Origin of the sequence: Paraburkholderia sp. (genome assembly GCF_047605525.1) — a bacterium.
GTDB lineage: Bacteria > Pseudomonadota > Gammaproteobacteria > Burkholderiales > Burkholderiaceae > Paraburkholderia.
This window is the reverse complement of the sequence record NZ_JASGFN010000012.1, coordinates 181,844-203,423: the sequence shown is the minus strand read 5'-3', so window position 1 is coordinate 203,423 and position 21,580 is coordinate 181,844. Positions and strand designations below refer to the sequence as shown.

Here is a 21,580-nt window from a genome sequence, read left to right as displayed (position 1 = left end):
TACCGCGTGCGCGGCGCTCAGGGGCTGCCTGCTAATTCCGCTAATCCCGCTCAGCCGGCTCCCGATCCCAATACGGCGGATCGCCGAAATGCGCGGCGAGAAAGTCGATGAACGCGAGCGTCTTCGGCGGCACGAACGCGCGGCTCGGATACACCGCCCAGATCGCGACGTCGTCGGCGAGCGGATAGCTGTCGAGCACGCTCACCAGTGCGCCGTCGCGCAGGTAGGGCGCCACGTCCCACGTCGATTTGAGCGCGATGCCGAAACCGGCGAGCAGCGCGTCGCGGATCACCTCGCCGTTGTCGGTGACGAGCCGGCCGCTCACGCGCACGTCGAGTGCGCCAGCCGGCGTCACGAAGCGCCAGTCGCGCTGACCCGACAGGATGATGCACTCGTGCCGCGCGAGATCCGACGGATGATGCGGCGTGCCGTGCGCCGCGAGATAGGCGGGCGCCGCGCACAGCACGCGGCGGTTCACCGCGAGGCGCCGCGCGACCAGCGACGAATCTTTCAGCGCGCCGACCCGAATCGCGACGTCGATGCCCGCATCGACGAGATCGACCAGTTGATCGGTCAGCCGCAGATCGACGCTGACACCCGGGTAGCGGCGCAGGAACTCGCTGATCACCGGCGACACATGCTGGCGCCCGAACGACGACGACATCGACACCCGCAGCCGGCCCTGCGGTTCGGCTTGCGCGCGGCCGACCGACGCGCGCGCGGCGGCGGCCGCGTCGAGCAGCGCCTCGGCGCGTGTCATGAACACTTCACCGTCCTGCGTGAGGCTGATGCGGCGGGTGGTCCGATGCAACAGCCGCGCGCCGAGCCGCTTTTCCAGTTGCGCGATCCGCGAACTCGCGACCGCCGCCGACAAACCGAACTCGCGCCCGGCCGCGGACACATTGGCGAGCAGCGCGGCGCGCACGAACAGCGCGACGTCGAGCAGATCGAGGCGTTCGCGCTCGCTGGGCCATGTGCGGCGGGCAGGATCCTGAAGGGCCATTATTCTGAAAACCAAACAAATGTTTCAGTCATTATGACTGTTTTAAAAGAATAGCCATCCTTCTACGATGACGTTCATGCTATGGCCCGCGAGCGCGGACGACGCGACACGAACGCCGCGCGGGCCGGCGATTTTTCGTGTCGCTGAAGTCGCATCCGAACCTCAGCCGGATCTCAATTGAACGAACAGGGAGCAGCCATGAAAGCCGTCGGACTCTACCGTTATCTGCCGATCGATCACGCCGAAGCGCTCGTCGACGTCGAGATCCCGAAACCCGAAGCCACCGGGCGCGATCTGCTGGTGAAGGTCGAAGCCATTTCCGTGAACCCGGTCGATACCAAGGTGCGCGCGCCGAAGGACACGGTCGAGAAAGCGCCGCGCGTGCTCGGCTGGGATGCCGCCGGCACGGTCGTCGCGGTGGGGCCGGACGTCACGCTGTTCAAGGTCGGCGATCCGGTGTTCTATGCGGGCAGCATCACGCGGCCGGGCGCGAACAGCGAGTTTCATCTGGTCGATGAGCGGATCGTCGGTCATAAGCCGGCTTCGCTCGATTTCACGCACGCGGCCGCGCTGCCGCTCACCGCGATTACCGCGTGGGAAGCGCTGTTCGACCGCCTTCGCGTGTCGCCGCAGGGCGCGGACGAAGGCTGCACGGTGCTGATTTTCGGCGGCGCGGGCGGCGTCGGCTCGATCGGCATCCAGCTCGCGAAGCAGCTTGCGAAGCTGAAGGTGATCGCGACCGCGTCGCGGCCCGAATCGGCGAAATGGGCCGAGGAGCTCGGCGCGGATCATGTCGTCAATCATTTCGGCGATTTGCCCGCGCAGTTGAAGCAGATCGGCATCGAGCAGGTCGACTACGTGCTGATCTTCAACGACACCGACAGGAACTTCCCGGCCGCGGCGCGACTGGTCAAACCGCAGGGCGGTATCTGCACGATCGTCGAAAACAGCGCTCCGTTGCCGGTCGAACTGCTGAAGGCGAAGAGCGCCGCGTTTCATTGGGAGTTCATGTTCACGCGCTCGATGTTCGGCACGCCCGACATGATCGAACAGCACAAGCTGCTGACCGAGGTCGCGCGCCTCGTCGACGCGGGCACGTTGCGCACCACGCTCGGCCAGGACTTCGGCAGGATCAACGCGGAGAATCTGCGCCGCGCGCATCGGTTGCTCGAGCAGGGCCGCGCGATCGGCAAGCTGGTGTTGACGGGTTTCTAGTCCCATGGCGGGTAGAGCGGGGCCGTTGACGCCGGGCGCCGGTCATGTGTTCGCGGGACGTTTCGAGATGAAACCGGTGCGCAGAAACCGCGTTCCCGCAAGCGGGTTAACACCCAACCTGGCAGGACACGCGCAGTGCGTTGCTTGGCGTTAGACTGGCAGGGCAGCATGCTAAAACGGTTGCGTGTCTTGCGGCCAGGCCGGCCGGTGCGAACCGGCCCGAGCCGGCAGTGCGCGGGCAGTCGCGCGGACGCAAGCGCGCAGCGGCACAACAACGAGGTGACAGTATGGGCTTTCGCTTCAAACTCTCCGCCGTTTCCGTTGTCGCTTCTCTCGCTTGCGCGCTCGTGCCGGCTGCTCATGCAGCCACGCCGATCACGGTGACCTCCCAGGCCGCGCTCGACGGTCCCATCCGTTACACCGTTCGCGTCACGTCGAAACAGTTCGGCAATTCCCAGGAAACCCGCACGATCCGCTCCGGCGAATCGGACGACTACACGTGGAAGACCGTGCCGCCGGGCGGCCCGGTCCCCGGCACGGACGCGTGCCCGAACTATTCGTCGCTGCCGCTCGACGCCAATGGCGCGATGATCCGTCAGACGCAGATCCGCTTTGCGCCGGTCGTGTCGAAGGACGGCACCGCGAACGTGCAACTGAGTTTTCAGGCGCAGACGCCGCGCGGCGTGAAGACCGTGACGAGCGGCGGCAAGACGCTCAAGTGTCCGAATGACGTCAGCATGAGCCAGATCGTGCGTTTCACGATGCCGGTCAACGGCACCACGAAAACGCTGACGCTCAGCGACGGCACCGAGGTGGCGGTCACCGCGAAGCGATGACGTCGGGCGCACGCGTGCGCGTGGACGTGCCTGCTTGCGGATGCGCCACGCCACTCGCGGCTCATCCGCAGCTCATCCGTGGTTCATCCCTTTTCGGCCCGCTCCACGAGCCGCGCCGGCAAGAACTGGTGCTCCGCCGAAAAGAGCCGCCGATACGTGAGCAGCACCGCGACCACCGTCCCGAGCGCCGACGCCGCGGCGATCAGAAACATGATGACGATCTGATAGCGCACCGCCTGCAACGGCGACTGGCCGGCCAGCACCTGGCCGGTCATCATGCCGGGCAGACTCACGACGCCGACCACCGCCATCTGGTTCAGGGTCGGCATCATGCCGGCGCGCACCGCCTGGCGCGCGGGCGCCTGCGCCGCTTCCCAGCGCGTCGCGCCGAGCGCGAGCGCCATGTCGACGCGGTCGCGCCGCGCGGTCAGTTCGTCGGTCATCCGTTCGATGCCGAGCGAGACGCCGGTCAGCGTGTTGCCGAGAATCATCCCGAGAATCGGAATCGCATACTGCGGCTCGTACCACGGGTGAATGCGGATCACGACGAACAGCCCCACCGCGGCGACGAGCCATGAACTGACCCAGATCGACAGCACGCTGTCGGCGCGTTGCCCGGCATAGCCGCGGCTGCCGCGCTGCGCACCGGCAAAACCGGCGATCAGCGTCATCACGATCATCAGCGGCAGCACGACGTACCAGCGGTTGAACTGGAACACCCAGCCGAGCACGTAGCCGATCGCAAGCAATTGCACGACCGTGCGCGCCGCGGCCCATGCGAGCTTGCGCTCGAGATCGAGTTTCAGCGCGACCGATATCGCGCCGTTCACGACGATCAGCAGCGCCGCGATCGCGACGTCCCACAAGCCCAGATTCTGCAGGTTCATTGGCGCGACTCCCGGGTTGCATCCTCTGGCGCAAGCTCACGTGCATCGCAGGTGGCGTCCCTGGTTGCGCCCGCGGCGGCTTCCTGAGCCACAACCTCTTCGAGCACGCCCGCGTGCATCGTCAGATGCCGTTCGCTCATCCGCGCGGCCTGCTCCAGATCGTGCGACACCCATATCGACGCACGGCGGTCGCGCGCGGCATCGAACCACGCCCGCACCAGCTCTTCGATCGCACGCGAGGACGCCGGATCGAGCGACGCGGTCGGCTCGTCGAGCAGCAGCACGTCGGGCGCGAGCTGCAACACGCGGATCAGCGCGGCGATCTGCGCTTCGCCGCCCGACAGCTCGCTTGCGCGCCTGCCGAGAAAATCGCTGCCGCGGCCGGCCTGCGCGGCGAGTCCGGCGGCTCGCGCGCGATCGAACCGCAGGTCGCGATACGCGCGCAACTCGAACGGATAGCGCAGATTGTCCTCGACGCTGCCGTCGATCAACGCGGGCCGCTGGCGGATATAGGCGACATTGCGCCGGTAGCGCGGAATCGTGGCGCGCGCGATGCGCGTGCCTTGCCAGACGATGCGTCCAGCATCGATCGGATCGAGCAGCGCGAGCGCGCGCAGAAACACGCTTTTGCCCGAGCCGGACGGTCCGGTGATCGCGACGCGCTCGCCGGCGCGCAATGCGAAAGTAGTCGGCCGCAGCAGCGTCTGGCCGCGCAGCGCATCGCGCCGCGCGATGTGCTCGGCGAGTACGAGGGGAACATCGGTCATGGTTGGGTCGTCGTGGGGAGGCGTTCCGGCGAAGATGCGCCAATCCGCGGATCAATTCGCCGCCGGGCCGTGCGCCATGATAGAACGACAAAGGCGCAACAAAGGCGTGGCAAAAGCGCGACAAAGGCGTGGCAACGGCACAACCCCCGCGCGGCGGCTCGTCGCTCACCCGTGGGCACGATAACTGCTGCGCGATCCACAACGTAGAACAAAATGCGGAGCGTCTCAATGGCAGGGTCGAACAGCGTCGGAAGACGGATCGGAAAAATCATCGCATGGCTGTTGGGGACGCTCGTCGTCCTGATCGTCGCGCTCGCGATCTTCATTCTGACCTTCGACTGGAACCGCGCCCGGCCTTACGTCAACGACAAGGTTACGCAGGCGATCGGCCGGCCCTTCGCGATCAACGGCGATCTGAAGGTGGGCTGGCGGCATCCGGTCGGCGAAACGGGCTGGCGCGGCTGGGTGCCCTGGCCGCGCTTCTCGGCGGCCAATATCACGGTGGGCAATCCCGACTGGGCCAAACAGCCGCAGTTCGCGACACTCGACGAAATCGACTTCGAGGTCGAGGTGCTGCCGCTGCTCGCGCACGACATCGTGATTCCGGCGATCAACCTCGTGAACCCGTCGGTCGATCTCGAGCGCCTGCTCGACGGGCGCAACAACTGGACCTTCAAGCTGCCGTCCTCGAGCGGGCCGTCCGAATGGAAACTCGATCTGCACGACATCGCGTTCGCGAAGGGCAACATCGCGCTGTCGGATCAGCAGAAAAAGGTCGAGCTGACGATGGCGATCGATACGCTCGGTCAGCCGATTCCGATCGGTGAGGCGATGAAGCAGCAGGAAGCGGCCTCGCGCAGCGAGTCGGCCCAGGCGATCGGCAAGGCGGGCGCGAACCGGCTGGCCGCGCAGGCCGAGGCGCAGGCGGCATCGGAGGCGAAGGCGGCGTCCGAGGCGGCGGCATCGGCGGCCAGGGCTAATGCGTCCGGAGTGCCTTCCGCGGCGGCGGGTGTCTCCGCGACGTCAGGCGCGCCCGCGACGAGCGGTGCCGCGGCCGCTAGCGCGCCCACCACCGCCTCCGGCTCCGCGGGCACCGCGCGCGCGACGCCGCTCTACGCGATCGCGTGGACCGTCAAGGGCACCTACAACCGCACGCCGGTATCGGGCAGCGGAAAGGTGGGCGGCGTGCTCGCGTTACAGGACGCGAACCGGCCGTTCCCGGTGCAGGCCGACGTGAAGGCGGGCGACCTGCACATCGCGTTCGTCGGCACGATCACCGATCCCGCGCATCTCGCCGCGCTCGATCTGCGGCTCTGGCTGCAAGGCAACAGCATGGCGCGTCTCTATTCGCTGACCGGCGTGACCTTGCCCGAGACGCCGCCGTATGCGACCGAAGGCCGTCTGATTGGCCATTTCAAGTCCGGCGGCAACGTATTCACGTATGAAAATTTTACAGGCCGGGTCGGCGGCAGCGACCTCAACGGTTCGCTGACCTATACCGCGCGCGAGCCGCGTCCGCTGCTGCAGGGCGAACTCGTATCGCATCTGCTGCAGTTCTCCGATCTCGCACCGGTGATCGGTGCCGATTCGACGGCGAGCAAGGCGCGCCGCGGCGACGCGACCGCGCAGCCGAGCGGCCGCGTGCTGCCGGTCGAGGAGTTCCACACCGATCGCTGGAAGGCGATCGACGCCGACGTCAAATTCACCGGCCGGCGCATCATCAAGAACTCGAGTCTGCCGATCACCGATCTGTACACGCACGTCGTGATGACGGACGGCGTGCTGTCGCTCGAGCCGCTGAAGTTCGGCGTCGCGGGCGGCTCGCTCTCGTCGGACATTCACCTCGACGGCGCCAGCGCGCCGTTGAAGGGACGCTTCGCGGCGCAGGCGCGGCACCTGAAGCTGAAGCAACTGTTCCCGAACTTCAAGACGATGCAGAACGCGCTCGGCGAGATCAACGGCGATGCGTCGCTCTCCGCGACCGGCAATTCGCCGGCCGCGCTGGCGGCGACTTCGAACGGCGAGGTGAAGGCGCTCGTCACGCAGGGCACGGTGAGCCGTCTGCTGATGGAAGCGGCGGGGCTGAACGTCGCGAACGTCGTGTATGAAAAGCTGTTCGGCAATCGCGACGTGAATATCAACTGCGCGGCCGCTGATTTCGTCGCGACCAACGGCCTGCTCGAAGCGCGCGTGTTCGCGCTCGATACCGACGACGCGGTGATCAACATCGATGGTCACGTAAATCTGCGCGACGAGACGATGGACCTCGGCGTGCATCCGCATACGAAGGGCTTCCGGGTCTTTTCGCTGCGCTCGCCGCTCTACGTGAAGGGCACGTTCAAGGACCCGCACGTCGGCGTGAATGCGGCGGCGCTCGCGTTGCGCGGCGGCGCGGCGGTCGGGCTCGGGCTGATCAATCCGTTCGCGGCGCTGCTGCCGCTGCTCGCGCCGAGCAACACCAAGTCGTTGCCCTGCTCGGAACTGCTCGCGCAGGTCAGGCAGTTGCCGAAGGCGCCGCCGCCGGGCGTCAGGCAGCCGCCGAAGGCACCGCTTTCCATCGATGGCGCGCCGCTCAACAAGTCGTCGGGTGGCGCGGCGTCGCCGGCCGCGACGGGCCGCAAGCCCGCCGTGCTGTCGCCGGCGAGCGCGGCCGAGTACAAGGGCAGCTGATGTTGGCGGATTTGCCCGCGCGCGGTCGCGTCGCTGATGCGATCGCCGGATGAAAGGCACGGCACGCACGAGCATGCGCGGGAAGTCAGGGGGACGACGAAAGGAAGGAGAAAGCTCGCGCTGCCCGAGTCGGGACGACGGCGTTGCCTGGATAGTTTGCCTGCCCGGGACTACCTCAGCGAGCGCGGCGTCGCGTCTCCAGCCGCGTCCTGGCGGCGCACGCCGCGACGGGTGCCGATGCGCGTCGCGCCGAACTCCGTCAGAATCTTGCCGCGCGCGCGGCTCGCGAACACGAGGAAGCCGAAACCATCCGCTTCGTACCAGTAGCCGCCGTTCTCGAGACCGTCGAGCGGCTGCTCCAATGCGTTGGTGATCGATTCGATGCAGCGCCGCCGCAATTCGGCCGGCGCGGGATAGGGGGGCTGCGCGCCGCGCACGCTGCACAGGAGCACGTCGAGTCCGGGCAGTACGTGCGCATAGAGCACCGGCTCGTCCTGCGCGCGGGCGCGCGCGATCTTGGTGTCGAGTTGACCGAACGGCTTGAAATGCCGCAGAACCGCGAGGAACGACTCGTCGCCGTCCACCTTCGCGCGTCTACGCTTTTTCGGGAAGGACATAAAAATTCGCCTGAAAAAGAATTGCAAGAAACGCTGCGTCCTCATGCGACCACTCCCGGCTTTCGCGCGCCGCACGTCGATCTTTTATAGCATACGACAAGGCCGGATTCACGGTGATTCGACGCCTGCGCCACCCCACCGCTTCCCGCACGAATCATGCCGAACCGCCTCGCCGCGCGCATTCGCATCCCAGCACACCTTGTCTCCATCATAGACTCACGCGGCGCCGAAAAAACATCCTCTCCCAATAAAAAAGTCATTTTTGTGTGCGCGGGCGCTTGCTGGCGCTACGTTGAAATATCTCCGATTCACGTCGATAATGGCCCGTCCGGCCGCGCCGCGCCCGCATCGAAGGGCGCGCCGGGGTGCGTGAGCCGCTGGGCGAATGACAGCCTGAACACCCTGATGGGAACATGAAACTATTCACCAAGGGTCTGCTGCTGATCGCGGTGCCGAGCATGGTCGAGCTCGCGCTGCTCGGCGTCGTCTTCGATACGCAGGAGCAGACCGCGCAGGCCGCGCAGTGGGTCGACAACAGCCAGCAGATCCTCTATCAGTCGTCGGCCATCGTCGATCCGCTGCTGCGCCAGGCGGCGCGCGTGCGCACGGCCATGGTGACGCGCGACGCGTCGCTGATCGACCGCCACACGGTGTGGGTCGATCTGAACGACCGGCTTGCAAAACTCGATACGCTCGTCGCCGAAACGCCGCGGCAGGCCGAGCGCGTGCGCAACATGCGACGCGCGATCGACGCGTATCGGGAGCAGAGCGTCGCGATCTCGCAGGCGCTGCATGAAGGCCATAGCCTGACTCCCTACATCGCACTCGAAACCGGGCCGTTGCCGCGACAGATCGCGGTGTTTCGCGACGAACTCGCTGACTTCGGCGCCGCCGCGTCGCAACTCGACGCCGAACGTTCGATCGCGCTCGCGCGGCGGCGCGAGCGTCAGCAGTACGCGCTGATCGCCGCCGTGGTCGGCTCGATGCTGATCTGGGCGGCCACTGCGGTGGTGTTCGCGCGCAGCATCGGCCGGCGCCTCGAAGTGCTGACCGATAACGCCGAGCGGCTCGGCAGCGGCAGGCCGCTCGCGGCGCCACTGTCGGGCAGCGACGAAATCGCCGCGCTCGACACCGTGCTGCACCAGACCGATGCGCGTCTGCGCGAGGCGGAAACCGGGCAGGCCGCGTTGAAGACGCAACTCGAGGCACGAGCGCAGGAGCTGGCCGCCGTCAATGAGGAATTGCGCCAGGAAACGCAGGATAACGAGATGTTCATCTACAGCGTGTCGCACGATCTGCGCTCGCCGCTCGTGAATCTGCAGGGTTTTTCGAAGGAACTGCACGTGTCGTGCAACGAACTCGATCACATCGTCGGCGAGGCGGGGCTGCCCAATCACGAGCACCGCCGCATGACGCATATTCTCGATGGCGACGTGCGCGAGTCGCTGCATTATCTGCGCACCGCGGTCGCGCGGGCGGCGGCGATCATCGACGCGCTGCTGCGGATCTCGCGCGCGGGCCGGCTCGAATATCAATGGCAGCGCGTGAGCGTCGGGCGCGTCGTGGGGCGGGTCGTCGACGCGATGCAGGGGGCGATCAGCCAGCGCGCGGCGGTCGTCACGGTGCGCGAGCTGCCACCCGCGTGGGGCGACCCGGCGGCCGTCGAGCAGATCTTCAGCAACCTGATCGGCAATGCGCTGAATTTTCTCGATCCGGCGCGCCGCGGACGCATCGAGGTCGGCGCGCTCGATCCGGAACCCGTCAGCGAAACCGAGCCGCGCGCGGTGCGCATGCGCACGTATTATGTCCGCGACAATGGTCTCGGGATTCCGGCCGCGTATCTGTCGAAGGTGTTTCGCGCGTTCCAGCGTCTGCACGGCGACGTCGCGGAAGGCGACGGCATCGGCCTCGCGGTGGTGCGGCGCACGGTCGAGCGGCACGGCGGGCGCATCTGGGTCGAATCGGCCGAAGGCGCGGGGTCGACCTTTTTCGTGGTGCTGCCCGAGCGGCCGGTGCGCTTCTGAGTGCGGGCGCGGCTATCGACATTAAAATCGATATAAGCACGGGCGCGCGTCGGCCAGCGGCACGCATACGACGAATTGTCAGCACGGAGAGCATATGAGTCACGCGCAAACGGTCAGCATCGTCCTGATCGAGGATGACGACGGGCACGCGACGCTCGTCGAGCGTAATCTGCGCCGCGCCGGCATTTCGAACGGCTTCGTGCGCTTTCGCGACGGTCAGCAGGCGCTCGATTACTTTTTCGGCCCGGCGCCGGCCCAGCCTTTCACCGATGCTGGCGGCCATCCGTATCCGTCGCGCGAGAATCTCGAGAATTTCGTCGTTCTGCTCGATCTGAAGATGCCGCGCGTCGACGGCTTCGAGGTGCTGCGGCGTCTGAAGGAAGCGCCCGAGACCGCCGCGGTGCCGGTGATCGTGCTGACCACCACCGACGATCCGCGCGAAATCACCCGCTGCTATGAACTCGGGTGCAACGTCTATATCTGCAAACCGGTCGAATACGATGCGTTCATCGAGGCCGTGCGCCGGCTCGGCTTTTTCCTGCAAGTGGTCAAGCTGCCGCCGGGGCATCGGTTGGCACCGCCCTGAACGGCGCGGCGCGCGGCTCGCGGCGACGGCCGCCGGGTTGGCGGGCAAGCGCCGCAAGCAATGAGCGGGCCCGCATGAAGCTGTCCGAAAGCCATGCATGACAAGATAAACGACCGAACCAGCCAGAGAACACCTGCATGACCGAAGAAGTGTCCACGCCGCATGCCGCGTATGTCCTTGTCGTCGACGACGACGAAGGCATCCTGCGGCTCGCGCGCAAGTCGCTCGAACGCGCCGGCTGCCGGGTGGCGATCTGCGCCAGCATCGAGGCGGCTCGCGAGCGGCTTGCGCGTGGCGGCCCCGATCTGCTGGTGCTCGACTATCAGTTGAGCGGACCGGAGACCGGGCTCGATTTCTTCCGCCGCCTGCGCGCGGAAGGCATCCGGATTCCGGCGATCCTCGTGACCGGCTTCACCGACGAATCGCGCGTGATCGAAGCGTTGCGCGCGGGCGTGTCGGACGTGGTGCCGAAGTCCGGCGACTATCTCGACTATCTGCCCGAAGCGGTCGAGCGCGTGCTGTCGCAGGTGCGTCTGCAACGCGCGTCGGACGAGGCGCTGCTGCTGCGCGACCGCGAGCTGCACTACCGCACGCTGTCCGAGGCGCTGCCGCACCTCGTGCTGACCTGCAACGCGGCGGGCGACTGCGATTTCCTGTCGAAGCAGTGGTGCGACTACACGGGGCTCTCCGAGCATTGTTCGTACGGTCTCGCGTGGCTCGACGCGGTGCATCCCGACGACCGCGAGGAGATCCGCCGTAGCTGGCTGAAAGCCGTGGCGGGCCAGAGCGGCGACTACCGGCACGAGATGCGGATCCGGCGGCGCGACGGCGAATATCGCTGGTTCGACGTGCGCGTGGTCGCGGTGCGCGACGCCGAAAACAACGTCAGCAAATGGTTCGGCAGTTGCACGGACATTCATTCGCAGCGCGAGGCGATCGAGGAGCGCGAGCGGCTGCTCGCGTCGGAGCAGGCCGCGCGCCAGGCCGCCGAGGAGGCGAACCGTGCGAAGGACCGTTTTCTCGCGATGCTGTCGCACGAATTGCGTACGCCGCTCACGCCGGTGCTGGCCGGTGCGAGCGTGCTCGAGATGATCCCCGATCTGCCCGATCAGGCACGCGCGAGCATACGGATGATTCGCCGCAACGTCGAACTCGAGGCGCGCCTGATCGACGATCTGCTCGACTTGACGCGCGTTGCGAACGGCAAGCTGCGGCTGTCGCTCGAAACGGTCGACGTGCACGATGTGATCGACAGTGTGCTCGAACTCTTTCGCAGCGAGATCCAGGTCAAGCAGCAGGACGTGCACGTCGAAAAGCACGCGACGCATCACTACGTGCTGGCCGATCGCGCGCGCCTGCAGCAGATGCTGTGGAACCTGATCCGCAACGCCGCGAAGTTCACGCCGGACGGCGGCCATATCTACGTGCGCACGCGCGACGAACGCATGCAGGTGCAGATCTCGGTCGAAGACACCGGCATCGGCATCGAGCCGGAACAGATCGGCAAGCTGTTCAATGCGTTCGAGCAGGGCGACCAGAACATGACACGGCAATTCGGCGGGCTGGGCCTCGGTCTTGCGATCACGAAGGCGCTGACCGACGTGCATGGCGGCACGGTGACCGCGCAAAGCCCGGGTCCGCACTGCGGCGCGACCTTCACGATCACGCTGTCGACCGCCGCCGCGCCGGCCGCGGCGCAGCCGGTCGTCGTGCCGAGCGCGGCGCAGCCGGCGAGTTCGCTGACCGTGCTGCTGATCGAGGACCACGCGGACACCGCCGAGGTGATGGCGCAACTGATCCACAGCCTCGGCCACGACGTGACGGCGGTCGGCCGCGTCGATGACGCGCTTGCCGCGACGCAGTTGCAGACCTTCGATCTGGTCGTGAGCGATGTTGGTTTGCCGGACGGCACCGGTCTCGATTTCATCAAGGCGTTCCGCGAGCATTCGGACGCGCCGGCCGTCGCGCTGACCGGCTTCGGCACCGACGAGGACGTGCGCCGCTGCCTGAGCGCGGGTTTCACGTCGCATCTGACGAAACCCGTCAATTTCGGCCAGCTGGAAACGGTGATCGAAAGCGCGGCGCAGTTGAAGGCGCGCAAGGGCGCCTGATGCTTCTATAGGCGTGGCGCTTTTCGCATGCTTCGATGCCGAAAGTGCGGAACGTGCCGACAGTGCCGATTGCACGTTCAGCACTGGTGAAGGCGAATCCGGTGAGTGCACCAAAAAAGGGTGAAAAGATAAAGGCCTGTTGCGACGGCAATCGCAACAGGCCTTTTTATCTGAGCAGCTCCGCTTAAAACCGGAGCCTTATTTAACATTTAACAATGCATGCTCAACGCTGCGACTTCAACGTATCGCGAATCTCGCGCAGCAGCAGCACGTCTTCCGGCGTGGGCGGCGGCTCGGCCGGCGCGGCTTCGGCCGGCTTGCGCAGATTGTTGATGAACTTGACCATCAGGAAAATGATGAACGCGAGAATGATGAAGTTGATCAGCACGGTAATGAACGAACCGTAGCCGATCACTGCGACGCCCGCGGTCTGCAGGTCTTTGTACGAGCCGGGGCTGCCTTTGTAAGTGGCCGGAATCTCGCCGAGACGAATGAACATATTGGAGAAATCAAGGCCGCCGGTCGCGAGTCCGACGATCGGCATGATAAGGTCTTTAACCACTGAATTGACAATGCTGGAAAATGCGCCGCCGATAATCACACCGACCGCGAGATCCATCACGTTGCCCTTGAGAGCAAATTCTTTAAATTCCTTGACCATGCTCATAGAAGTACCTCCCCAGATATGAATAGCCGAATCATACCAATCTGAGGCGGATAGGCTAGTGTTTTAGCCGTAATCGCCTCTCGTTAATGGGGAAACTGCGACTCGCTATGGCGCGCGCGCTCGAGATGCGTGGCAAAACTGACCGGGTCGGTATTGGTGCCGCACAGCAGGACACCCACGCGTTTGCCGTTCAACCGCTCGCGCAACGGCCCGAGGAGAGCCGCCGTGGCGGCCGCGCAAGCCGGTTCGACGGCGAGCTTCAACTGTTCGAACAGGATCAGCATCGCCGCGCGCAACTGATCGTCGGAAACGGTCACGAGCTGATCGATATGGCGGCGGCACAGCTCATAGCTGTATTGCTCGGTGTGCGGCGCCATCAGCGAATCGGCGATGCTGTGCATATGGCCCATCCTGACCGTATGGTTGGCGGCAAAACTCCTGTTCATCACATCCGAGCCTTCGGGTTCGACGCCGTACACGTGCACGTTCGGATTCGCGAGCCGCAGCGCGGTGGCGACACCGGCGGCGAGACCGCCGCCGCCGACCGGCACGATCGCTGCTTCGAGATCCGGTGTTTGCGTCGCCCATTCGTAGCCGAGCGTGGCCGAGCCGAGCACCGTGCGATAGCCGTTGAACGGATGCACGAAATAGCGGCCTTCCTCGGCCTCGATGCGGCGCACCAGCTCGAACGCTTCGGCGAGATCTTCCGCATACACGATATCGGCGCCGTACTCGCGGCACAGCGCGACGCGTGCCGGGTTTGCCTTCCTGAACAGCACGACCTTCGCGCTCGCGCCAAGCCGCATTGCCGCATACGCAACCGCCACCGCGTGATTGCCGCCCGATACGCAGGTGACACCCGCGCTCTTTTGCGTGTCGTCGAGCGCGAGCAGGTTCGTGAACGCGCCGCGCGCCTTGAAGCTGCCGCCCGCCTGCAGCAGTTCGAACTTGAAATTGACCACCGTGCCGTGCAGCGACGAAAAATCGAGCCGGTCGAACACCGGCGTTCGCACGACCCACGGCGTCAACGCAAAATGCTGCGCGGCGATGTCGTCGAGCGTGGGAATCGGCTCGGCGTCGATCGTGTGGTCCGTATGCTGCGGGGTGGCGGTTGACATGGCATGGCCCCCGAGTCGTCGATATGGTTGAGACCCGTTGCGCGGCGCGCAGTTGCAGTGCGGCTGCGCGCCGCGAACGGTGTTACTGCGCGGCCTCGACCGACATGCTGTGGATGAACTTGCGCAAAAAGCGCTCGCAGGCGGCGAGCTGCCCGAGCTCGACGAATTCGTTCGCCTTGTGCGCCTGCTGGATGTCGCCGGGACCGCAGACGACGCTCGGAATGCCCGCGTTCGAAAAGAGCCCGGCCTCGGTGCCGTACGCGACCTTGCGCTTGTCCTGATCGGCGGTGAGCGCGCGCACGAGCTGCGTGATCGCGGCCTGCTCCGATGCATCGAGTCCGGGCGCCGCGGCGATCTTCGTGATCTCGATCGCGGCCGACGGATGCTCGCGCAACATTTTCGGCAGCAGCGTGTCGCGCGCGTAGGTCTCGATGCGCGCGAAGATCTGCTCGGGATCGAGCGTCGGCAGATTGCGGAATTCGAACTGGAACTGGCATTCGGCCGGCACGGTGTTCAACGCGTTGCCGCCCATGATCGTGCTGGTTTGCGCGGTGCTGAAGGGCACGTCGTACTGTTCGTCGAACGGGCCTTGCTCGCGGAACTGATCGGCCATGTCGCGGATGTAGCAGATCAGGCGCGCCGCGTATTCGATCGCGTTCAGGCCCTTCGGCGTCAGCGACGAATGCGCGGCCTGGCCGCGCACGCAGCACTGGTATGCGTTGATTCCCTTGTGCGCGACGATCGGGCGCATGCTGGTCGGCTCGCCGACGATGCAGCCATCCGGCTTCACGCCGCGCTTCATCAGATCGGCGATCATGAGCGGCGCGCCGACGCAGCCGACTTCCTCGTCGAACGACAGCGCGAAGTGGATCGGCTTCGCGAGCTTCGTGCGCTGCATCTCCGGCAACAGTGCGAGCGCCGCGCCGATGAAGCCTTTCATGTCGCAGGTGCCGCGGCCGTACAGCTTGTCGCCGCGGATTTCCGGCTTGAACGGATCGCTGTCCCACTGCTGGCCGTCGACCGGCACGACGTCCGTGTGACCCGACAGCACGACGCCGCCGTTCGTTTCGCCGTCGTGCGCGGGGACCGTGGCGAACAGGTTCGCCCACTTGCCGCCTTTGCCGTGCGTGAGCGTCGCGTCGATACCGGCCGCGCGCAACTCGTCGCGCACGGTTTCGATCAGGCCGAGATTCGGGTTGCGGCTCACCGTGTCCATCGACACGAGGCGGGTGACCCAGGGGAGAGAAACGGGGGAAGCGGGCGAAGCGGGCGAAGCGGAGGAGGGCGACGGCGACTGCGAAGATTGCGCTGTTTCAGCGACGTGAGACATGACTGGACTCCTGCATTGAGTCTATCGATCATATCCCAAACGAAGCCCGATAAGGGCGTTCGTAAGCCGCGCCGGAATTGGCGCGGCGCAGCATCGGCACGGAAAACGCGGGGACGTCTTCCGTTTTTCTTCATGTGTGGAGCGGGAAGTGCGATGCACGCCCCGCCGCTCAACGCGCGGCCGCGGTCGCCGCCGTGCCGCGGCTGGGCGTTCCGAGTGCGCGCAGCGTCTCCTTGACGGTCGCGACACGCACCGCGAAATCGGGGCTGCGCGTTTCGATGCGCAGCCTGTCCTGACCCGCGAGCTTGATGTGCTTGTGCTTCTGCACCATCTCGATGATCCGCATCGCGTCGACCGGCGGATTCGGGATGAACTGCAGGCCGATGACCGCTTCGCCCGCGTCGATCTTCGAAATGCCGAGCGGCTTCGCGGCGAGCCGCAGACGATGCGTTTCCACCAGCGCATGCGCCTGCGGCGGCAACTTGCCGAAACGGTCGATCAGCTCTTCCTGAATGCCGTCGATCGAATCGTTGTGTTCGCAGTTCGCGAGCCGCTTGTACAGCGACAGACGCTCCTGCACGTCGCCGCAATAGTCGGACGGCAGGATCGCCGGCGTGTGCAGGTTGATCTCGGTGGTCGCGGCGAGCGGCGCCGTGAGGTCCGGCTCCTTGCCGTTCCGCAGCGCCGTCACCGCGTCGCTGAGCATGTCGGTGTAAAGCTGGAAGCCGATCTCCTGAATCTCGCCCGACTGCTTGTCGCCGAGCACTTCGCCGGTGCCGCGGATTTCGAGGTCGTGCATCGCCAGATAGAAGCCCGAGCCGAGTTCTTCCATCTGCTGGATCGCCTCGAGCCGCCGCTGCGCCTGCTTCGTCAGCCCTTGCGGATCGTGCACGAGCAGATACGAGTACGCCTGGTGATGCGAGCGTCCGACCCGGCCGCGCAACTGGTGCAGCTGCGCGAGACCGAACTTGTCGGCGCGATGGATCAGGATCGTGTTTGCGCTCGGCACGTCGATACCGGTTTCGATGATCGTCGTGCACAGCAGCACGTTCGCGCGCTGCGCGACGAAGTCGCGCATCACGCGCTCCAGCTCGCGCTCGTGCATCTGGCCGTGCGCGACCGCGATGCGCGCCTCGGGCACCAGCGCCTCGAGCATCTGGCGGCGGTTCTCGATCGTCTCGACCTCGTTGTGCAGAAAGTACACCTGGCCGCCGCGCTTCAGCTCGCGCAGCATCGCCTCGCGAATCACGCCGTCTTCCTCGCGCCGCACGAAGGTCTTGATCGCGAGGCGCTTCTGCGGCGCGGTGGCGATCACCGAGAAATCGCGCAGGCCTTCGAGCGCCATGCCGAGCGTACGCGGAATCGGCGTGGCGGTCAGCGTGAGCACGTCGACCTCGGCGCGCAGCGCCTTCAGCGCCTCTTTCTGGCGCACGCCGAAGCGGTGTTCCTCGTCGATGATCACGAGCCCGAGCCGCTTGAACTGCACGTCCGACGACAGCAGCTTGTGCGTGCCGATCACGATGTCGACCGAGCCTTCGTTGATCTGCTGGATGCCCGCGTTGACTTCCTTGGTCGACTTGAAACGCGACAGCTCGGCGATGCGCACCGGCCAGTCGGAGAAGCGGTCGGTGAAGGTCTGCGTGTGCTGTTCGGCGAGCAGCGTGGTGGGAGAGAGCAGCGCGACCTGCTTGCCGCCCATCACCGCGATGAACGCGGCTCGCAATGCGACCTCGGTCTTGCCGAAGCCGACGTCGCCGCATACGAGCCGGTCCATCGGCTTACCGCTCGTCATGTCGCCGATCACGGCCGCGATCGCGGCCGCCTGGTCCGGCGTTTCCTCGAAGCCGAAGCTCTCGGCGAACTTCACGTAATCCTTCGGTTCGAGCGTGAACGCGTGGCCCGAGCGGGCCGCGCGGCGAGCGTACAGATTGAGCAGTTCGGCCGCGGTGTCGCGGATCTGCTGCGCGGCCTTGCGCTTGGCTTTTTCCCACTGGCCCGAGCCGAGCGAATGCAGCGGCGCGCTGTCCGGATCGGCGCCGCTATAGCGCGAGATTACGTGGAGTTGCGCGACCGGCACGTAGAGCTTGCTGTCGCCCGCGTATTCGAGGTGCAGGAACTCGGTTTCGCCTTCGCCGAGATCCATCGTCACGAGACCCATGTAACGGCCGATGCCGTGCTGCGAATGCACGACCGGGTCGCCTACCTTCAGTTCGGACAGATCGCGCACCATCGAGTCGACGTTGCTCGCCTGCTCCTGGCGGCGGCGCCCCGCGCGGCGCGCGAGCGGCCCGTACAGCTCGGTCTCGGTGACGATCGCGATGCCGTCTTCCGGTATCGCGAAGCCGTTCGCGAGCGGCGCGACGCCGAGCGAAAAACGCGCGTCGCTCTTCAGCCAGTCCGCGAAGCTGTCCGCCGACGCGGGTTTCAGGTGGTTATCGGCGAGCAGTTGCAGCAGCGTCTCGCGGCGGCCCGCCGATTCGGCGGCGAACAGCACGCGGTTCGGCGTGGTCGCGAGATACGCGCGCAACGCGGCGACCGGGTCGTCGGCGTGACGGTCGATCGCGAGGTCCGGCAGCGCGAGCGACCACGCGCCGCCGCCGTCGCTGGGCAACACGAGCCGCGCGAACGGCTTCGCGAGGACGTGGAAATCCTCATCCGAGAGGAACAGCCGCCGCGGTTCGAGAATCGGCCGGTCGCGATCGTGCGACAAGAAGTTGAAGCGCTGCTTCGTGTCGTTGGTGAAGCGCCGGATCGCCGCGTCCAGATCGCCGGCGAACGCGAGTTGCGAGCCTTGCGGCAGGTAATGGAAGAGGGTGGCGGTCTCCTCGAAGAACAGCGGCAGATAGTATTCGATGCCCGCCGACGGCACGCCGTTGCCGATGTCCTTGTAGATCGACGCGCGGCTCGGGTCGCCCTCGAAGGTCTCGCGCCAGCGGCTGCGAAACGCGGTGCGCGCGGCTTCGTCGAACGGGAATTCGCGGCCCGGCAGCAGGCGCACGTCCTTGACCGGGTAGAGGCTGCGCTGCGTGTCGGGATCGAACGCGCGGATCGAGTCGACCTGGTCGTCGAACAGATCGATCCGGTACGGCAGCGGCGAGCCCATCGGAAACAGATCGAGCAGCGAGCCGCGCACGCAGTATTCGCCGGGACGCACGACCTGGCTCACATGCTCGTAGCCGGCGAGCGTCAGTTGCGCCTTGAGCTTCGCTTCGTCGAGCCGTTCGCCCTGCGAGAACGAGAACGTATAGGCGGCCAGAAACGACGCGGGCGGCATCCGGTACAACGCGGTGGTGGCCGGCACCAGCAGGATGTCGCAGCGGCCCTCGCCGAGATCGTGCAGCGTCGCGAGGCGCTCGGACACGAGGTCCTGGTGCGGCGAGAACGTGTCGTAAGGCAGCGTCTCCCAGTCGGGCAGCAGACGCACGCGCGCGTCGGGCGCAAAGTAGCCGATCTCCTGCGACAGACGCTGCGCGTCGACCGCGTTCTCGCAGACGACCGCGAGCAGCGGCATCTTTTCGCGATAGGCAAGGTGGTAGCGGGCGATCAGCAGCGCGTCGGACGAACCGCGCGTGCCGTCGAAGGCGAAACGCTGGCCGGCCTTGACGAGCGCGACGGGTGGGGAGGACTGCGAGGATGCGGCGATATCGGGCATAAAGGAGAAAAAGCGGCTCAAGCTCACACGTGACGGCCAAGTTTACGCGGGTGCGGGCGTGGATGGCGAAGCACCTATTATAAAATCCGTCCTTTACTTTGACTTCGCGGCATCCGCACTCGTGACTTCCCGTCTATTCGCCCTGATTCCGTGCGCGGGCACCGGCAGCCGTTCCGGCGCCGCGATGCCCAAACAATATCGCACTGTCGCCGGCCGCGACATGCTGCATTACTCGCTCGCCGCGTTCGACGCCTGCTCGGAATTCGCGCAGACCCTCGTCGTGATCGCTCCCGATGACCAGCACTTCGACGCGCGCCGCTTCGGCGGCCTGCGTTTCGCGGTGCGCCGCGTCGGCGGCGCGTCGCGCCAGGCGTCGGTGTTGAACGGTCTGCATGCGCTCGCCGAGTTCGGCGCGCGCGACGACGACTGGGTGCTCGTGCACGACGCGGCGCGCCCCGGCATCACGCCCGCGCTGATCCGCACGCTGATCGGCTCGCTCAAGGACGACGCGATCGGCGGCATCATGGCGCTGCCGGTCGCGGATACCTTGAAGCGGATCGACGCGACTTCCGCCGATGGCCGCATCGCCCGCACCGAGGCGCGCGATGGCTTGTGGCAGGCGCAGACGCCGCAGATGTTCCGCATCGGCATGCTGCGCGAGGCGATCCTGCGCGCGCAGGCCGACGGTCACGATCTGACCGACGAGGCGAGCGCGATCGAATGGTCTGGTCATGCGCCGAGGCTCGTGCAAGGCAGCCTGCGCAACTTCAAGGTGACGTACCCGGAAGATTTCGAACTGGCCGAGGCGATTCTGAGCCGGCCGGCGGCTTCGTGATGTTGCGTAATGCCGCGGGCGCGGCCGCGCGAGTCGGCAATCTGGCGATTTCGGTGTCAGTGCGCGAATCCGCCGTGCTGATTCAAGGCTTTAATGGCTTTAAAGGCTTCAGGACTTAAGGACGTGACGCAAATGGATTTCAGAATCGGGCAGGGCTACGACGTGCATGCGCTGGTGCCGGGACGCGCGTTGATCATCGGTGGCGTGACGATTCCGTACGAGCGCGGGCTGCTTGGCCACTCGGACGCGGACGTGCTGCTGCATGCGATCACCGACGCGCTGTTCGGCGCCGCCGCGCTGGGTGATATCGGCCGCCACTTCTCCGACACCGACGCGCGGTTCGCCGGCGCGGACAGCCGCGTGCTGCTGCGCGAGTGCGTCGCGCGCGTGAAGGCGGCGGGCTTTTCGATTGGCAACGTCGACAGCAGCATAGTCGCGCAGGCGCCGAAGCTCGCGCCGCATATCGAGGGGATGCGCGCGAATATCGCGGCCGACCTCGGTCTGCCGATCGAGCGCGTCAACGTCAAGGCGAAGACGAACGAGAAGCTTGGTTATCTCGGCCGGGGCGAGGGGATCGAGGCGCAGGCCGCGGTGCTGCTCGTCAGGAACTGAGCCGTTGCCTACGGCTCCTGCAAGCTCGCGGGTGTTCGACGCCGCCGCCTACAGCGTCGCGCCCCCGATTGCACGGTTGGACGGACACAGTTCATCCGTTTGCAGCGCGTCGAGAATACGCAGCACTTCCTCCGGATTGCGGCCGACGTTCAGGTTGTTGACCGACACGTGCTGGATCGTGTTGTCCGGATCGATGATGTAGGTCGCGCGCAGCGCGACGCCCGCCTCCTTGTCGCGCACGCCGAGCTGGTCGATCAGTTCGCCTTTCACGTCGCCGAACGAGTAGTGGTTCAGCCTGTCGAGGTCCTTGTGCTCGCGGCGCCACGCGAGCTTCACGAATTCGTTGTCGACGCTGCCGCCGAGCAGCACCGCCTCGCGGTCCTCGAAGTCCTTGACGAGTCTGCTGAACTCGACGATTTCCGTCGGGCAGATAAAGGAGAAATCCTTCGGGTAGAAGTAGATGATTTTCCACTTGCCCGGAAACGACTGCTCGGTGATATCGACGAACGCCGAGGCACCGTGTTCTTCCGGGTGATTGAAGCCTGGCTTGGCGGCGGTGACGGTGAACGCTTCGAGTTTATCGCCAACGGTTTTCATGCAGGTGCTCCTTGATCAGTCGGAAAAACAGCATGGTCGGGGCCAGCCGCCCG

Annotated in this window: 18 protein-coding genes; 9 read left to right on the top strand and 9 right to left on the bottom strand. The window is 65.9% G+C overall.

Annotated elements, in window-relative coordinates:
* Positions 1–40 precede the first annotated feature (40 nt).
* Positions 41–1,003: a LysR family transcriptional regulator gene (locus QM685_RS18990; protein ID WP_415118109.1), complete on the bottom strand. Its 963-nt coding sequence runs from the start codon at positions 1,001–1,003 to the stop codon at positions 41–43.
* A gap of 198 nt (positions 1,004–1,201) precedes the next feature.
* Between QM685_RS18990 and QM685_RS18985 the strand changes: the two genes are divergently transcribed.
* Positions 1,202–2,218: a zinc-binding alcohol dehydrogenase family protein gene (locus tag QM685_RS18985; RefSeq protein ID WP_415118108.1), complete on the top strand. Its 1,017-nt coding sequence runs from the start codon at positions 1,202–1,204 to the stop codon at positions 2,216–2,218.
* 287 nt (positions 2,219–2,505) lie between these two features.
* Positions 2,506–3,054: a DUF6013 family protein gene (locus QM685_RS18980; RefSeq protein WP_415118107.1), complete on the top strand. Its 549-nt coding sequence runs from the start codon at positions 2,506–2,508 to the stop codon at positions 3,052–3,054.
* Between the two features lie 83 nt (positions 3,055–3,137).
* On the opposite strand, the gene QM685_RS18975 is transcribed toward QM685_RS18980, so the two are convergent.
* Entirely contained in the window at positions 3,138–3,941 is an 804-nt protein-coding gene (locus QM685_RS18975) for an ABC transporter permease (protein WP_415118105.1), read from the bottom strand.
* The gene (locus QM685_RS18970) at positions 3,938–4,708 is read right to left on the bottom strand and encodes an ATP-binding cassette domain-containing protein (RefSeq protein WP_415118103.1); all 771 of its coding nucleotides are present in this window, start codon (positions 4,706–4,708) and stop codon (positions 3,938–3,940) included. The genes QM685_RS18975 and QM685_RS18970 overlap by 4 nt, the downstream gene beginning before the upstream one ends.
* A 228-nt stretch (positions 4,709–4,936) precedes the next feature.
* On the opposite strand from QM685_RS18970, the gene QM685_RS18965 reads away from it, so the two are divergent.
* Positions 4,937–7,378 carry an AsmA family protein gene (locus tag QM685_RS18965; RefSeq protein WP_415118101.1) on the top strand — a complete coding sequence of 814 codons (2,442 nt, stop codon included), beginning with the start codon at positions 4,937–4,939 and terminating at the stop codon, positions 7,376–7,378.
* A 170-nt stretch (positions 7,379–7,548) separates the two neighbouring features.
* On the opposite strand, the gene QM685_RS18960 is transcribed toward QM685_RS18965, so the two are convergent.
* Positions 7,549–8,040 carry a hypothetical protein gene (locus QM685_RS18960; RefSeq protein ID WP_415118099.1) on the bottom strand — a complete coding sequence of 164 codons (492 nt, stop codon included), beginning with the start codon at positions 8,038–8,040 and terminating at the stop codon, positions 7,549–7,551.
* A 111-nt stretch (positions 8,041–8,151) separates the two neighbouring features.
* On the opposite strand from QM685_RS18960, the gene QM685_RS18955 reads away from it, so the two are divergent.
* The 4 genes from QM685_RS18955 to QM685_RS18940 all read left to right on the top strand — a co-directional run bounded on the left by QM685_RS18955 (position 8,152) and on the right by QM685_RS18940 (position 12,716).
* Positions 8,152–8,412 (top strand): hypothetical protein, encoded by a 261-nt coding sequence (locus QM685_RS18955; RefSeq protein ID WP_415118097.1) that lies wholly within the window; start codon positions 8,152–8,154, stop codon positions 8,410–8,412.
* Positions 8,409–10,019, top strand: coding sequence for a sensor histidine kinase (locus QM685_RS18950; protein ID WP_415118095.1), 1,611 nt, complete (start codon positions 8,409–8,411; stop codon positions 10,017–10,019). Before QM685_RS18955 ends, QM685_RS18950 begins: the two co-directional genes overlap by 4 nt.
* Positions 10,020–10,113: 94 nt before the next feature.
* Entirely contained in the window at positions 10,114–10,605 is a 492-nt protein-coding gene (locus QM685_RS18945; protein WP_415118093.1) for a response regulator, read from the top strand.
* Between the two features lie 137 nt (positions 10,606–10,742).
* On the top strand, positions 10,743–12,716 hold the full coding sequence (locus tag QM685_RS18940) for a response regulator (RefSeq protein ID WP_415118091.1): 1,974 nt from the start codon (positions 10,743–10,745) through the stop codon (positions 12,714–12,716).
* Positions 12,717–12,939: 223 nt separating this feature from the next.
* Here the strand turns inward: QM685_RS18940 and mscL are convergent, their stop codons facing one another.
* The 4 genes from mscL to mfd form a co-directional block, all read right to left on the bottom strand.
* On the bottom strand, positions 12,940–13,383 hold the full coding sequence (mscL, locus tag QM685_RS18935; protein ID WP_415118089.1) for a large conductance mechanosensitive channel protein MscL: 444 nt from the start codon (positions 13,381–13,383) through the stop codon (positions 12,940–12,942).
* 83 nt (positions 13,384–13,466) lie between these two features.
* Positions 13,467–14,501 (bottom strand): threonine/serine dehydratase, encoded by a 1,035-nt coding sequence (locus tag QM685_RS18930; protein WP_415118087.1) that lies wholly within the window; start codon positions 14,499–14,501, stop codon positions 13,467–13,469.
* Between the two features lie 82 nt (positions 14,502–14,583).
* Positions 14,584–15,831 (bottom strand): acetylornithine deacetylase, encoded by a 1,248-nt coding sequence (gene argE, locus QM685_RS18925; protein WP_415118085.1) that lies wholly within the window; start codon positions 15,829–15,831, stop codon positions 14,584–14,586.
* Positions 15,832–16,000: 169 nt separating this feature from the next.
* Positions 16,001–19,483 (bottom strand): transcription-repair coupling factor, encoded by a 3,483-nt coding sequence (gene mfd, locus QM685_RS18920; protein WP_415118083.1) that lies wholly within the window; start codon positions 19,481–19,483, stop codon positions 16,001–16,003.
* Between the two features lie 121 nt (positions 19,484–19,604).
* Here mfd and ispD point away from each other — a divergent pair, with 121 nt between their 5' ends.
* Both ispD and ispF read left to right on the top strand, forming a co-directional pair.
* Positions 19,605–20,318, top strand: a complete 714-nt coding sequence (gene ispD, locus QM685_RS18915) for a 2-C-methyl-D-erythritol 4-phosphate cytidylyltransferase (protein WP_415118081.1) — start codon at positions 19,605–19,607, stop codon at positions 20,316–20,318.
* 132 nt (positions 20,319–20,450) lie between these two features.
* Positions 20,451–20,930, top strand: coding sequence for a 2-C-methyl-D-erythritol 2,4-cyclodiphosphate synthase (gene ispF / locus QM685_RS18910; protein WP_415118079.1), 480 nt, complete (start codon positions 20,451–20,453; stop codon positions 20,928–20,930).
* Positions 20,931–20,978: 48 nt separating this feature from the next.
* On the opposite strand, the gene QM685_RS18905 is transcribed toward ispF, so the two are convergent.
* A complete protein-coding gene (locus tag QM685_RS18905; protein WP_415118077.1) occupies positions 20,979–21,527 on the bottom strand; it encodes a peroxiredoxin in 549 nt (182 codons plus the stop codon).
* Positions 21,528–21,580: the final 53 nt, after the last annotated feature.